This window comes from Paenibacillus sp. O199, from assembly GCF_001636635.1.
In the GTDB taxonomy this organism is placed as follows: Bacteria; Bacillota; Bacilli; order Paenibacillales; family Paenibacillaceae; genus Paenibacillus; species Paenibacillus marchantiae.
In genome coordinates this window covers 247183-262099 of the sequence record NZ_LGRP01000001.1, presented here as the reverse complement: position 1 = coordinate 262099, position 14917 = coordinate 247183, and the positions used below count along the sequence as shown (strand labels likewise).

Sequence of the window (14917 nt, the reverse complement as noted above, 5' to 3'; positions counted from 1 at the left end):
CGGATGAAGACACTGGTTATTGCGGAAAAGCCCGACATGGGCCGAACCATTGCCGCCGTCATAGAACCAAGAGCCAAGAACAATCGCAATTATTTGGAAGGTGAGCATTACATTATCACCTGGGCGATTGGTCATCTATTGGGACTTGCTGAACCGGATGCCTATGATTCAAAGTACAAGCGCTGGAATATCGGCGACCTGCCGATCATTCCGGATCAGTTCAAGATTGTACCCAACCCCAGAACGAAAGATCAACTGAAAATGATCGGAGAACTTGCAAAAAGGGCATCGGCCATCGTTAATGCTTGTGATGCAGGGCGAGAGGGACAGTATATTTTTGCCTTAATTCAACAACAGTTGAAGCTGCGTCAGCCTGTCAAACGTCTGTGGATATCGGACCTGACCGCTGAGAGTATTAAACGTGGTTTTGACGGTTTGAAAGATGCCTCCGAATTTGAGAATTTGACCCATGCTGCCAGGGCTCGTAGTGAAGCGGATTGGCTGATTGGCATGAATGCATCCCGGGCTTTCACTACTCGACATAATGCCTTGCTCTCTGTAGGCCGGGTGCAGACTCCGGTACTGGCCTTGATCTATGATCGGGAAATCGAGATTGAAGCGTTCCAGTCCCAGACCTTTTATGAAGTAGCCGCTTGGTTTCGTCAGGAAGGAGTGGAGTACAGGGGATTACGTCAAGGAGACAAGCTGACCGACCCCGCCGTTGCTGAATCGATTGCGACCAGTGTGAAGGGGAAGACGGGACAAATTACCAAGTACGAAGCAAAACAGACCAAGGAGTATCCATACCGGTTGTATGACCTGACCCTTTTGCAGCGTGAAGCAAATGCCAAGTATGGATATGGAGCGAAGAAAACGTTGGATATTGCACAGGCGCTTTACGAGAAACATAAAGTGATCTCTTATCCACGGACCAATTCAAACTATGTTACGGAACAGAATATTGAAGGTATGCACAAAACGCTGAATCTGCTTAAAAATGGACCTTATAGTGAACTGGCGCAAGGAGCGAAACCTGAACTTGTTCATAAAGGTAACAAGGGTGTATGTAACCCATCCAGAGTTGAGGATCACCATGCAATTCTGCCTACATTAAAACGACCGGGTACGTTATCCAAGGATGAACAGAATATCTATGATCTGATCGTAAGACGTTTCTTATCTCATTTCTATCCGCCAGCAGAGTATAAGCAGCATACCGTGCTCACTGATGTTGAGAAGCACCAGTTCAAGACATCTGTGAAAGAACTGCTGTCACTGGGGTGGAAGGTGGTACTGGGAACTTCGGATCAGGAGCAGACAGGCAAGAAAAAGACAAAGAAAAACAGCAACGAAGAAGAGGAAGCAGAGGAATGGACGGACAAGGCCTTTGCCGTTCAACCTGAATTGCCTGTTCAATGTACCAAGAGTGAATTCAAGGAGAAGGCGACACAGCCTCCCAAGAGTTATACTGAGGGAACGTTGCTAAAAGCAATGGAGAGTGCAGGGAAACAGATCGAGAATGAAGAGCTCCGTGATGCTATGAAGGACAGTGGACTAGGTACACCTGCGACTCGTGCGGCAACGATCGAACGACTCAAAAACGTGGGTTACATTACGATGCAGGGTAAAAAGATGCAATTGACGTTGAAGGGTCGGACAGCCATCGAATTGATCCGTAAGGCAGGCGTAGATCTGTTAACCTCGCCTGAAATGACGGGCCAATGGGAAAGAAGATTGTACCAAATTTCCAAAGGTGAAGCGGGCCAGGATAAGTTTATGGAGAACGTCAAAAAATTTACGATGTCCATTATTGATAAAGTACGTGTGCAGGCACCCGCACCAGCGGATGCTTTTGGGGAAGACACACGTGGGGGACGGGGTAAAGGCAAAGGAGCCAAAACCCAGAGAACCAGCACTAGAACTACTTCTACCAAGACATCAGGTACTGGCTCAAGTACCATTGCAGGTTCGAAGCCTTCACGTCAAACGTCGGGAGCGTCATCCAGAAATGGCAGTGTTGCGAACTCAACGGCACAAACGCGAACTTCGACTTCCAGTCAACCGGGCGTTCGTGAAACGCTGGCATCCTGTCCTTCACCGGGTTGCACCGGTCAGATTATTGAAGGCAAGAAAGGTTATGGCTGTACAAGGTTCAAGGAAGGTTGCGGCTTTGTCATATGGAAAGAGTACGTCGGCAAGAAAATAACCAGTACGATGTTAAAAGCGTTAATTGAAAAGGGAAGTACTCAAGTACTGGCTTTTAAACGAAAAGACGGAAGTACGGTGAAGGCACGTATTATTTTGCAAGATAAGGTAACAGGTAAGCTATCTGCGGAAAAGCAGGATGCATAGGTGTATTGGATGTAAAAGCAGAAAGAAGAACGTGAAGGCTGATATACCAGCGCCAAATCCTATTATAATTAAATAAGAAAAGGACCCTTATCCAAGGGTCCTTTTTTGTTGCTGCTGTTGTATATTTTCAAGGATGACCTTCGGTACCTCTTCCAGGGCAGTAATGGTATACATCGATGTCTCTGGATTAGGTTGAAGCTCAACCATGTTGTATTGCCATTCGTTCGGCTGTTTGATATATATGCTATGGATGCCGGCCGTCACTGCTGGCATGATGTCTGTGCGCAGTGAGTTTCCAATCATCCAAGTTGCACGACGTTCAAACGGTCCAGTTGAAAGAATGCCTTCGAGCGCTTCAATGTTCTTATGTTGCCGAATGTAGATCCGGTCATCGAAATAAGCCGAGAGCTTCATCTGGTCAATCTTCCGCTGCTGAATTACGGTTTCTCCACCTGTATACAGGTAGAGGGCATGTCCAGCTGATTTAAGATTCTCCAGCGTTTCGACCATATGAGGATAAGGTTCAACCTCTTGGTCATATACACTCATTCCCAATTTGGTGAGGTAAGACTCTTCTTGATGAGAGGTTGGCTTTGAGAACTTCTGGGAGAAGTAACGGTAGGTATCAATAAGGGATTGCGGGAAATGGTGACTTGCAAATCCCAATTTATTGACCCCGGTTACATCAATCTCTAGCTGTTTCTCCCTAATTTGTTGAACCGTTAGGGCATGTCCATCAAACCACTCCTGCATGTTCTCGAAGAATTCACCAAGCACTAGGTTGAAATATTTATTGCAATACACGAGTGTATCATCTAGATCAAACAAAATATGTTGTTTTATTATTTTCATATCCAATTCACTCCTTGCAGCAGCAGCACAGTTGTTCATATTTTATATGCGAATATAAGATTCCAGGAACATATTCAATTCAGATACGCCATCTGGTCGAATACTGTATTTCTCCTTGCGATTACTGCCGAGCAGATGGGTTCGCAGCAGTCCGGCGATGCGCAGTGCCATAACCTGATCTTTAACCATATCCTCGTCTTTACCCAGCTCCTCACACATCTCAGCGAGTGACTTCGGTTCACCTGACACGTAGCGTAGAAGACGGAGTCTTTCCGGATCAGCCAGGGCATGTGTGAAACGAAGCAGACAGGTTGGTGGTTGGTCTTCATCCTCTTCGGGTGCGTCTACAGGATACTGCATGATCATCATGCCCTCATAGAAGCAGTACATATTAATGGGGCGGTTGTGGACGGTTGGAAACAGGATAACTTCATCCAGTCCAGGCATCGGTTCAACCAGAACACCCGCAGTAGCGTATTCAATAAGGAGTTCAGGCCCCATTTTTTCAAGCAGTACGCGTTTCTCTTCAGCGTCTTCCTCCAGCCAGGTACGATAATCCTCACTCATATTCTGGCAGTAATGCTGATCCCAGAGTCGCAAAAGTGGCACATAGCTATCCCGAATACGTGTAGATTCTTCTATTGTAAGATGGGGTAGCAGAACAGATACGCGTGCGAACAGCTCTTCGGCTGTTAGTCCAGCAAGCATATCCAGAAAATCAATATTCTCATTAGAAGTGTTCCGATAGGCCGCCCATGCAAATAATACATCAAAGTCATCAAAAGGCCAGGTGGCAGCAGGTGCGAGCGCTGCTCGAACATTGGAACTTAGTTTGCCTTCCACCTCAATGATCCATTCAGGGCCAACATCCAGATGTTGAATCCACTTCTTCGTTACATATACCAAAAAGCTGTTGAGCATTTCATATATCGGTGAAACATCGATTTTAACATGATAAGCCATATGATGCAGAATCCTCCCGTCACATCTAAATGTACGCAGCGACTTAAGTACTATTATGGCTTGTTTTGCAGGGCGTTGTCCACTATAATGTTCAAGTCCAGGGCAAAACGCCTGGCGTAACCATACATGATCAATAGAATAGTTATAACATGCGAAAGGTCGTCAGTGATGGCGATTTTTCTTTGTATGCTTGCAGGAGGAATGATTTTTGTGTCATCTATAACCACCCCCAAATTATCACATTCTACATCAAACTATCTCATTCTGATTACCGTTATTGTTGTGGCGGGGATCAGCCAGGGACTTTTATTGCCGGTGCTCTCCATTTTCTTGGAGCAAAAAGGAGTCTCGCCGGGTTTGAACGGATTGAATGCAGCCGCATTGTACGTTGGATCTTTTGCCATGACCTTGGTGGCGGAACGACTGCTGGGAGCTATTGGTTTCAAAAAGCTGATTATCGGCGGACTGTTATTTGTCATGATTCCCCTGATTCTATTTCCTTATTTTCCGGATATCAAAATTTGGTTTATTTTGCGTCTCGTCGTCGGAATCGGTGATAGTGCACTCCATTATTCTGCCCAGCTATGGGTACTACTGGTGACCGCACCCGAAAAACGCGGACGTTACATCTCTTTATATGGTATGTCTTATGGTTTAGGATTCAGTATTGGCCCATTGGGAATCAAGCTGCTCGGGTTTGGGGATGCCGTTCCATTCTGGGTATTATTCGTATGTATGGCTGCGGTACTTATGCTTGTATTAATGAAGCTTCCCGATACGAAGCCGGAAAAGGCCGAACATGGACAACTGCCTGAACGCCGTTTCCGACGCAGCTTGGCCTGGGCATGGTATGCGCTGTTGCCTGCGTTATTGTACGGGTACATGGAAGCCGGGATGAACAGCAATTTTCCGGTATACGGGCTGCGTATTGGTCTGGATGCCAATCAGATATCGTCCTTGCTGCCTTTTGTCGGAATAGGTGGTCTGTTTCTGCAATTACCTCTAGGTATGTTGAGTGACCGTTATGGTCGAAAGCAAACGTTAATGTTTGCTGGTATTACAGGAGGTATCATCTTCATGCTGGTACCTGTGGCCGGCACACATTTCTGGTGGACACTTGTGCTGTTGACCATAGCAGGAGGTCTGGTAGGTTCATTTTTCTCGCTTGGCCTGGCCTATGCCGCAGATATTTTGCCAAAAGTGCTGCTGCCTGCAGCGAACGTAGTGGCCTCATTTCATTTTACAATTGGAAGCATCATTGGACCGAATCTGGGAGGGCAAGTGATTAACTGGATTTCACCAGGAAGCATGTTTATTTTGCTTGGATTCATGTATCTTCTTTTTGGTGCAGCAGGTGTATTATTTCGTCGTAAACCTATGCTCGAATCTGTGGTAAAATAGAAGCTGGTGTTCGCATGGAAATTGATGTCCATTTCCGAGTACACTAGTAGTAGGGAAAAACATGGACAAGAGGAGACATCGCGATGATCAGAGTTGAGGGTTTAAGCAAATCCGTTGGAGCGGACCGGGTTCCGGTTCTGCGGGATATACGATTCGATATGCAACAGGGAGAAATGATTGGTGTAGTGGGCTCAAGTGGCAGCGGAAAAAGCATGCTGCTTAAATGCCTTGCTATGATGGAAAAATGGGACAGTGGTCGATTTACGGTGGACGGTGCCGAGATTATAAAAGAAGGTTGGTCCGGAAAACGGAAAATTAAACGGGAATGGGCATACTTGGAACAGAATCCGCAATTGTATCCGAGACGTACAGCTTTGAAAAATGTATTGATCGGTCGTTCTGGTCAAACTCCTCTATGGAGAATGGTAACAGGTATGGTTCGTTCCGATGATTATATGGGTGCGATGGATTATCTGGAAGGGCTCGGATTGCTGGATAAAGCACACCAGACGGCAGAAAAGCTCAGTGGTGGCGAGAAGCAGCGTGTTGCGATTGCCCGAGCGCTGGCGCATGGCGCCAAAGTTGTTTTGGCGGATGAACCTGTCATCGGACTTGATCCTCATACCGCAGATACGGTGCTGGAAACACTGCGCAAATTGTGCGAAGAGGAACGGGCTACCGTAATTGCAGTATTGCCGATTGAGATGGCAGAGAAACATGCGACCCGCATCTGGGGTCTTGCGGAAGGCAAGATTGCTTTTGATATACGTGGACGTCGGTTGACACAGCAAGAAAAAAATATGATTTAAACTATTGAAAAGAGTGATGAATTTGCTTAATTCACGGTGGGGACGCCTGTTAGCGGGGGGAGCAGTAAGTATCTTGCTCGGTTCAGTCCTTAGCGGATGTACTGTCATAAGCGATCCTAAGGGTTTGATGAGAAAACCAATGATGTCTACAGACAAGGAAAAATTATTAAATGTGGTTCAGCGGGAACAGCCACCCGAAAGCAAATTGATTCGCCCCAAAGACATGAATAATACCAGTATGATTCGTGTTGAAGACCTAAACGGAGATGGTACTCGGGAAGCCATCGTTTTCTATGAGACCCCGAATGAGAACGTGCGAATTCATGGAATGTTGTTGGAAGAGCAGGGGGATTCATGGGTTAAGAAGTTGACATTTGATGTTCCGGGGAATGAACTGCAATCGTTCAAAGTTTTGGACATTACCAATGATGGGAATCCGGATATTATCTTGGGTGTAAGTTTACAAGAACAGAAAGCATTAACTGCTTATTCTTATAAAGCTGGAGCACTTGAACAAGTGTTGGGTGGTGTTCCGTATAATCAATATATTATAGATGATGTTCAAGGGAACACCCTCGATCTAAACGGGGACAAGAAAAATGATTTCGCAATCGTATCCCTGAACAATAGCGGATTTGCATCTATTGCGTTGTATCAGTACGACGAAGGAAGTTTCAAGGAAGTTGACAGAATGCAGACGGACTATACTGTGAAAGAGATATATAATGCTCTCGGTGGTCAGATTGCCAAAGATAAAGTGGGTATTGTACTGGATTCAGAGCTGGATGACCGTAGTACATTCTCACAGATCATATACGTAAAAGATAACAAGTTAGTGAATGCTTTTAAATCGCCTGATCAAACCTACAGAGATGACAAAATTTTAAGCGGTGATGTCGACAATGATGGTATTATTGAGTTTGGCTTGAAGGAAACACCTAAAGGCTGGGAACATTACGTATTTGATTCCCGGATGTGGTTCTATACCTTTTATCAATGGGATGGCAAGGGTGATAAGAAATTTGTCTCATTCCAATATCGGGATGATGCTGACTTATTCCACTTGAATCTGAAGGCAGAGTGGTATGGGAAGATTACCATTGATACTAAATCGGAAAAAGAAAAATACATTCGTTTTAAAATGATTGATACGGATGAAACCGTAGGTGAAATAAAATATTTCACCCTTTCTCAGTGGGAGCAGGAAAAAGGCAAAAGTTGGAAAGAGATTACCCGAACGAATGATCGGGTCATTGCTTCCCGCGGTGCACAACTGGATGCCGATGATGGATTGCTTGACAATATACCGCAACTGAATAGAAAGGAAGAACTTAATGAGTAAAGTACTTATTCTAGAGGATGAAGAATCCATCCGCAGTTTTATTGTTATTAATTTGAAGAGAAACGGGTTTGAAGTGCTTGAAGCTGGAGATGGACACGAGGCGCTTCGCATTTTGCAATCCGTACCAGATATCGACTTGGCTTTGCTGGATGTTATGGTTCCTGGAATTGACGGATTTGAAGTGTGTCGACGAATTCGTGAAACGAATGAACGTCTGGGTATTATTTTCCTGACAGCCAAAGTACAGGAGCAGGACAAGGTATATGCGCTTTCCGTTGGCGCGGACGATCACGTAAGTAAGCCGTTTAGTCCAACCGAGCTGATTGCACGTATACAATCTTTGTTGCGCCGGGTCAATGTTCACCGGGAGACGGCTGCAAAGGTAACGTTTCAATCAGGGCCGTTCTCGCTGGATCTAATCTCCAAGCAATTTAAGAAACAAAATGAATTAATTGAGTTAACACCAACCGAATTTTCCTTGATTCAATTTTTCTTGGAAAAGGAAAACACACCGCTTAGTCGAGATGTGCTGCTGGATCACGTATGGGGCAAAGAGTATATGGGTGATCCCAAAATCGTAGACGTAAATATTCGCCGCTTGCGCCAGAAAATTGAGAACAATCCTTCCGAACCTGAATACCTGCAGACTGTATGGGGTCACGGTTACAAATGGAAGGGCCGGGATCAATGATCAAAAAAGGCATCACACGGCAGATTGTACTACATTACTTCATTGTAGTTTTTCTGGCTCTGCTGTTGGTGGAATTCGTATTTATGCTGGCGGTGCAACGATATTATTATGAGAGCATCTACAATACAATCAGTACCCATATCTCCAATTCGAAGGATTTTTTTGAGCCTCTAGCTCGTGAGAGTAATTCGGAAGATGGAAATAACCTGTCCAGACTACTTGTTAATTTGGAATTATCTAATACAGAACTTGAGATTCTGGATCTGAACGGTCATGTGTTAGCGAGTTCGACTGCATTTGAATCTGACCGTGCCGTTCTGCAAACGAGTGATATTCAACAGGCGTTAAATGGCGGTATGGGACGTTGGGTAGGCAGACAACCCGCCACGGGAGAGCAGGTCATGGCCGTTTCCCACAAGTTTGATCTAGGCGGCGAAAATACGTATGTTATTCGATACCTAACATCGCTTGAAAATGTGAATTCCAAGTTATTGTTCATGGGGATGCTTGCGATTGCAGTAGGTGTTGGCGTACTGGCAATTGTCTTGATTATTAGTATAGGTATGGCCAATTCCATTGTACGACCGATTAACAATATTACGGCAGTGTCCGCTCAGATGGCCCGAGGACGTCTGGATGTGAGAGTTAAGGGCAACTACAAACATGAATTAGGCGAACTGGCATCCACTCTGAATTTTATGGCACATGAAATTGTGCGCAGCAATCAGATCAAAGACGATTTTATTTCTTCCATTTCTCATGAATTGCGAACGCCCCTGACCAGTATTAAAGGGTGGAGTGAGACGCTGGACTCCGGTGGATACGATCCGGATGAAACGAGGATTGGAATGAGTATTATCTCTAAAGAAACGGAGCGTCTGATCGGACTCGTAGAAGAGATGCTCGATTTCTCCAAATTGCAGCAAAATCAGATGAAGTTGGTGAAAGGGACCGTCAGCATTCGTGAGATTGTTCAGGAAACTATGTTGAATGTTTGGGCAAAAGCTGAGCAAAAACAGATACATCTCAAGTTGGAAAGCGATGAAAATCGTGCTTTCAATGTTTTTGGGGATGGTAACAGACTAAAACAAGTCTTCCTGAACATTGTAGACAATGCGATCAAATTCTCCCATGAGAATTCATGGATCTTTTTATCGGTCAAAGAAGAAGACGGGCAGATTATAGCTGCTGTGCAGGATACGGGTATTGGTATCAGTGAAGAGCATTTAATCAAGGTGCGTGATCGCTTCTTCCAGGTCAATCACCAGAATGGTGGAACAGGGCTCGGGCTTGCTATTACGCAGGAACTGGTAGAACTGCATGAGGGAACAATTATCATGCAAAGTGAACTCGGAACGGGAACAACAGTTACGGTGACATTACCAGCTTTACCGGAGGAAGAGAAGGTGGAGGAATCCATAATGCAGAATGATGAAGCCGAAGTGACTCTCGATACGAAATTAACTCAAGGTGAGTCTGATCCGAAAAAAAATTGATTTTTGCATAAAGATTGTTTTCGCACCAAAAAGGCGAGCCATATATGGCTCGCCTTTTCTTTAAGATTATGAAGAAAGTTCACCAGCGCGCAGACGCCCACTTTTTTCATAAACATCTTTCAGCATGCGTACAGGTTGTGTGCGTACAGCCGGTTTGGCGGAGACAATCTCATTTGGTCCGACAACCACGATTTCATCCGCCGTACCTTTGACAATGGCACCGTCTTTAATAATGGCACCTTCGCCAATGATGGCGCGTTCGATGTGAACACCGCGACCTACCCGTGCATTTGGCATAATCACGCTGTCTTTAACTTCAGAACCTTTACCAACTTCGGCTCCGCAGAAAATAACAGAACGTTCAGCCCGGCCATCAATGGAGCAGGATTCATGGATCATGGAGTGCAGGAGCTCAGCACGTGTATTACGTGCTTTGTATGCACTTGGTTTAGTTCTCCAGTCACGAGTAAACATCGGCCAGTCTTCTTTTTGCAGGCTCCAGTCTTCATCGTTATGAAGCAGATCCATGTGCGCATCCCATAAACTCTTCACGGTACCCACGTCTTTCCAATAACCATTGAAGTTATATACGAAGAGAGGGGTATTCTCATTCAACATTTGAGGAATCACATCTTTACCGAAGTCATGGCTGGATTCCGGATTAGCGGCATCTTCGAGCAAGTGGCGCTTCAGGTATTCCCATTTGAACATGTAAATGCCCATGGAAGCCAAATTACTTTTCGGTTCGGCCGGTTTCTCGGCAAACTCGGTAACTCTCAGATTCTCATCCGCTGCCATGATGCCGAAGCGATGGGCTTCCTCCCACGGAACCTCCATAACGGAGATCGTCGCTACCGCTTCATTCGCTGTATGAGCTTCCAGCATTTCACGATAATTCATATGATAGATATGGTCACCCGACAAAATTAGAACATTTTCGGGGTTTTGTTGGTCAATATAGTCAATATTTTTATAAATAGCATCCGCGGTTCCCAAGTATTCGTCATTTCCTGTATGATAAGATGGAAGTAAGGAAATTCCTGCCTCACTTGAAGTACCATGTCCCCAAGGTTCTCCTCCACCAATGTGATCATGTAATGAATCAGCTTGATACTGCGTCAGAACACCTACAGTGTCGATGCCTGAGTTTACGCAGTTGCTGAGAGGAAAATCGATAATCCGGTAGTGCCCGCCAAACGGTACAGCGGGTTTTGCGATACTTGAGGTTAAAGGGGCTAATCGCTTCCCTTCTCCTCCCGCCAACAGCATAGCGATGCAATCTTTATTAAACATAATCGTTTCCCTCCCAAGATATTTGTCCAGTGTAGTACATACATAAACGCAATGCGGAGCTATTGAAACGATGTATACTGTAAAATTCCTGAAAAATTACAACATTTTTTTACACACCGCATTTTTCTTTTCAACTTGGCTAGAATGGGGTAATGGTTATTGTTATATCTATTTTCTGGAGAAGAAGGTGATCTCTTGGCCATTCAACCGTTAACAAACCCGGAAATTTCGCCGGAGCACATTTATTTGTTTCATGAAGGAAACCTTCATCACAGTTATCGAATAATGGGCGCACAGCCTGCGATCGAAGATCATCGTCAGGGGTATCGTTTTACCGTGTGGGCTCCGAATGCCACAGAAGTAGGCCTGGCTTTAGACCGTAATGGATGGAAAGGTGAACAGGAACCTTTATATAAGATACCCGATTCTGGATTTTGGAGTCGTTTTATTCCGGAAATCAGTGAAGGAACATTATACAAATTCCGTATATTAACGGAAGAGGGTACCGAATTGCTTAAAGCTGACCCTTATGCTTTCCAGGCTGAAGTTCGTCCGCGTACGGCATCGGTCACCAGCTCCATCGAAGGTTACAAATGGAATGATGGCGCGTGGAGACGCAAACAACGAGGCGTTTATAACAAACCTCTACATATTTATGAAATGCATGCTGGAACCTGGAAACGGAAAGAGGACGGCACACTCTACAGTTATCGTGAACTTGCGGACTTGCTTGTTCCTTATTTATTGGAAATGAAATATACCCATGTTGAGATGATGCCACTAAGTGAACATCCTTACGACCTATCGTGGGGGTATCAAAACACAGGATTTTTTGCGCCAACCAGCCGTTACGGGCAGCCTAAAGATCTGATGTATCTAATTGATACTCTACATCAGGCAGGAATAGGCGTTTTGCTCGATTGGGTCCCCGCACATTTTGCGAAGGATGCTCATGGCTTGCGTTTGTTTGATGGAACGCCCTTGTATGAATATGCAGATCCACTGTTAGCAGAGAGACCAGGCTGGGGCACACTCAGCTTTGACTACTCTAAACCTGAAATTCGTTCGTTTTTGATCTCTAATGCGTTGTATTGGATGGAGATGTTCCATTTCGACGGACTTCGGGTCGATGCGGTAACCAGTATGCTTAAGTTGGATTTCGAAAAGCAGCCAGGACAATACCGAACGAATAACGAAGGTGGCCTGGAAAACAAGGAAGCTGTTGCTTTTTTGCAGCAGTTGAATGAAACGGTCTTCAAGTACTTTCCCTATGCGCTGATGATGGCAGAAGAATCCAGTGCATGGCCGATGGTTACTTCGCCAGTAGATCAGGGTGGATTAGGGTTCAACTACAAATGGAACATGGGTTGGATGAACGATACGCTTGATTACATGGAATCGGATTTTCACGAACGTCCTTCCAAACATCATTTGCTGACATTCCCAGTCGTATACTCCTTTGCTGAAAATTACGTGCTTCCTCTGTCTCATGACGAGGTCGTTCATGGCAAAAAGTCGCTCCTAGACAAGATGCCAGGAACATACGAGCAGAAGTTTGCCGGCATGCGTGCCTTCATGGGGTACTTTATGACATTCCCAGGCAAGAAACTGCTGTTTATGGGTGGAGAATTCGGCCAGTTTATCGAATGGAAAGATGAAGATCAACTGGACTGGTTTTTGCTGAACTATGACAGTCACCGTAAACTCCACAAGTTTGAACGGGATCTGTCCGAGCTATACTTGGGCGAAAAAGCTTTGTGGGAGCTTGATCATTCCTTTGACGGTTATGAATGGATCACTCCGGATGATCAGGACCAAAGTGTCATTTCATATGTGCGCAAAGGAAAAAAATCTGCGGATACACTCCTTGTGCTCATTAACTTTCAGCCAGTCAAGCGGGAGCGTTACCGGATTGGTGTCATGCGTCCCGGTATGTATACCGAAGTACTGAACAGTGATCATTCCGATTACGGCGGATCAGGCATTATCAATGATATGCAGCTTACTACAGAAAAGATTCCTTTTCATGGGCAACCACATAGTCTGGAAGTTGTTTTGCCACCGTTAAGTGTAGTTATTTTAAAAAAGAACACACGTCGGAAAACGGATGCACTGCCCCTTGAAGTTCAATCCGTCAGAGCAAAAGCCAGTACCACTAAAACCAGTAAAACAAAAGAAAGCACTACAGTTAAACCCAAAAGGAGGACGAAGGCATGAATATTCTATTTGCTGCTGCTGAAGTACATCCATTTATCAAAACAGGAGGCCTTGCTGACGTCATCGGCGCATTACCACAAGCACTAAAGAAGAGTGGGGCAGATGTTCGTGTCATTTTACCCAAATACAAGGGCATCCCGGATGAGTATAAAGAGGCGATGGAGCCTGTGATCACGACAGATGTTCCTCTTGGTTGGCGCAGACCTTATTGTGGAATAGAGATGCTGGTTCATGACGGGATTCCTGTCTACTTTGTAGACAATGAATACTATTTTGGACGGGATGGCGTGTATGGGTATATGGATGACGGGGAGCGTTTTGCCTTCTTCAATCGTGCTGTTCTCGAGGTGTTGCCACAAATTGAATTCAAGCCGGATGTGCTGCACAGTCACGATTGGCACGCGGGTATGATTCCTTTACTGCTGGAGGCTCACTTTGCTCATGATCCCTTTTATAGTGAGATGAAAACCGTTTTTACGATACATAACTTGTTATATCAAGGTGTGTTTCCACATGATTTATTCAGTGATTTGCTTGAGCTAAATGATCGGTATTTTACGGTGGACGGGGCAGAATATTATGGCAATGTCAATTTCCTTAAGGCTGGAATCGTTTTTGCGGATCATGTAACGACCGTCAGCCCTACTTACGCCAAGGAAGTACAAACCTCCTATTATGGCTATGGTCTGGATGGATTGCTCAGTTCATTGGGCGATCGTTTCAGTGGGATTGTCAACGGTATTGATACCAAGAGTTACAACCCGGCAGCGGACAATAAAATTGCGGTTAAATACAGAACCAGCCTGTCCAAGAAAATCGAGAACAAGATCGAGCTGCAAAAGGAATTAGGATTGCCTGTACGTCCGGATGCTCCACTTATGGTGATGGTTACAAGGCTTGTGGATTCCAAAGGTTTGGATCTGGTATGTCGTGTATTGGATGAATTGTTGTACTATGACGACATTCAATTCGCAGTATTGGGTACCGGGGATCCGGCTTATGAGCACTGGTTCCGTGAGGCAGCGAATCGTTATCCGCTGAAAATGTCTGCTCAGATCACCTTCAATGATGGGTTATCCCGCCGTTTTTATGCCGGAAGTGATCTGTTCTTGATGCCATCAAGGTTCGAGCCATGTGGCATTAGCCAGTTGCTTGCACTCCGTTATGGCAGTGTACCACTTGTCCGGGAAACAGGGGGTCTGAACGATACGGTGCAGGCATACAATGAATTCAGCGGTGAGGGGAATGGATTCTCTTTCACCAGCTTTAACGCCCATGATATGATGAACACCATTCGCCGTGCTGAAGAATTTTACCGTCAGCCAGAGCACTGGAAAAAGATCGTGAAAAATGCAATGAGCGGAGACTACAGCTGGAACGTCTCAGCTGAAGAGTATATGGATATTTATCGACGCATAATGCTTGAATCTGTGAAATAGATTTGCACAAATGAGCCGCAGTATATTCGTACTGCGGCTTTTTTGTACGATCATAAGGAGGA

General features: G+C 45.1%; 11 protein-coding genes. 8 read left to right on the top strand and 3 right to left on the bottom strand.

Annotated features, from left to right (window positions below):
• The first annotated feature begins 3 nt into the window (after positions 1-3).
• Positions 4-2352 carry a type IA DNA topoisomerase gene (locus tag A6049_RS01115; RefSeq protein WP_063562826.1) on the top strand — a complete coding sequence of 783 codons (2349 nt, stop codon included), beginning with the start codon at positions 4-6 and terminating at the stop codon, positions 2350-2352.
• A gap of 87 nt (positions 2353-2439) precedes the next feature.
• Here A6049_RS01115 and A6049_RS01110 read toward each other — a convergent pair whose 3' ends face one another.
• Positions 2440-3204, bottom strand: a complete 765-nt coding sequence (locus A6049_RS01110) for an HAD family hydrolase (protein WP_063562825.1) — start codon at positions 3202-3204, stop codon at positions 2440-2442.
• Positions 3205-3246: 42 nt separating this feature from the next.
• Complete coding sequence (locus tag A6049_RS01105; RefSeq protein WP_063562824.1) at positions 3247-4167, bottom strand: ArsR/SmtB family transcription factor; 921 nt, start codon at positions 4165-4167, stop codon at positions 3247-3249.
• A 201-nt stretch (positions 4168-4368) separates the two neighbouring features.
• Here A6049_RS01105 and A6049_RS01100 point away from each other — a divergent pair, with 201 nt between their 5' ends.
• The 5 genes from A6049_RS01100 (at position 4369) to A6049_RS01080 (ending at position 9906) form a co-directional block, all read left to right on the top strand.
• Complete coding sequence (locus tag A6049_RS01100) at positions 4369-5568, top strand: MFS transporter (RefSeq protein ID WP_063562823.1); 1200 nt, start codon at positions 4369-4371, stop codon at positions 5566-5568.
• Between the two features lie 83 nt (positions 5569-5651).
• The gene (locus tag A6049_RS01095) at positions 5652-6377 is read left to right on the top strand and encodes a phosphonate ABC transporter ATP-binding protein (RefSeq protein WP_024634002.1); all 726 of its coding nucleotides are present in this window, start codon (positions 5652-5654) and stop codon (positions 6375-6377) included.
• A 139-nt stretch (positions 6378-6516) separates the two neighbouring features.
• A complete protein-coding gene (locus A6049_RS01090) occupies positions 6517-7719 on the top strand; it encodes a hypothetical protein (RefSeq protein WP_145921880.1) in 1203 nt (400 codons plus the stop codon).
• Complete coding sequence (locus A6049_RS01085; protein ID WP_063562821.1) at positions 7712-8410, top strand: response regulator transcription factor; 699 nt, start codon at positions 7712-7714, stop codon at positions 8408-8410. The genes A6049_RS01090 and A6049_RS01085 overlap by 8 nt, the downstream gene beginning before the upstream one ends.
• A complete protein-coding gene (locus tag A6049_RS01080; protein ID WP_063562820.1) occupies positions 8407-9906 on the top strand; it encodes a sensor histidine kinase in 1500 nt (499 codons plus the stop codon). Before A6049_RS01085 ends, A6049_RS01080 begins: the two co-directional genes overlap by 4 nt.
• Before the next feature lie 66 nt (positions 9907-9972).
• Here A6049_RS01080 and A6049_RS01075 read toward each other — a convergent pair whose 3' ends face one another.
• A complete protein-coding gene (locus A6049_RS01075; RefSeq protein ID WP_063562819.1) occupies positions 9973-11199 on the bottom strand; it encodes a glucose-1-phosphate adenylyltransferase in 1227 nt (408 codons plus the stop codon).
• A 195-nt stretch (positions 11200-11394) separates the two neighbouring features.
• Here A6049_RS01075 and glgB point away from each other — a divergent pair, with 195 nt between their 5' ends.
• Both glgB and glgA read left to right on the top strand, forming a co-directional pair.
• A complete protein-coding gene (glgB, locus tag A6049_RS01070) occupies positions 11395-13416 on the top strand; it encodes a 1,4-alpha-glucan branching protein GlgB (protein WP_063563195.1) in 2022 nt (673 codons plus the stop codon).
• The gene (gene glgA / locus A6049_RS01065; protein ID WP_063562818.1) at positions 13413-14855 is read left to right on the top strand and encodes a glycogen synthase GlgA; all 1443 of its coding nucleotides are present in this window, start codon (positions 13413-13415) and stop codon (positions 14853-14855) included. Before glgB ends, glgA begins: the two co-directional genes overlap by 4 nt.
• Positions 14856-14917 lie beyond the last annotated feature (62 nt).